1 protein-coding gene is annotated in these 396 nt (G+C 74.0%); it reads left to right on the plus strand.

The annotated features are described in order from the left end of the window. A partial coding sequence (locus G3I56_RS42970) for an alpha-galactosidase (protein ID WP_239135479.1) occupies positions 1-396 on the plus strand: 396 nt, incomplete at both ends.

Raw genomic sequence — 396 nt, forward strand, 5'->3', positions numbered from 1 at the left:
CGAACCGTCCTGCAGCCTGACCGACGCCCCGACCGCCCCCGCCATCGCGGCCTTCGCCGCCGAGCACGGGATCCCGCACCTCCCGGTCGTCCCCATCGACCGGCCGGCCGGCGCGGGCCCGCTGACCGACGCGCTCCCCGATCCGGACCGGCCGTTACCCGTACCCGAACTGGACGACATCGCCTACCTCAAGTGGGACCACAACCGCGACCTGCTCGACGCGGGGCACGGCGCCGACGGCGTACCTGGCGTGCACGGGCAGACGCTCGCCGTGTACCGGCTGATCGACGAGCTCAAGGCGCGGCACCCGCGGGTCGAGATCGAGTCCTGCTCGTCCGTCGGCGCGCGCGTCGACCTCGAGATCCTCGAGCGCACCGACCGCGTGTGGGCCTCGGA

Origin of the sequence: Streptomyces sp. SID12488, from assembly GCF_010548275.1 — a bacterium.
Classification (GTDB): Bacteria; Actinomycetota; Actinomycetes; order Streptomycetales; family Streptomycetaceae; genus Streptomyces.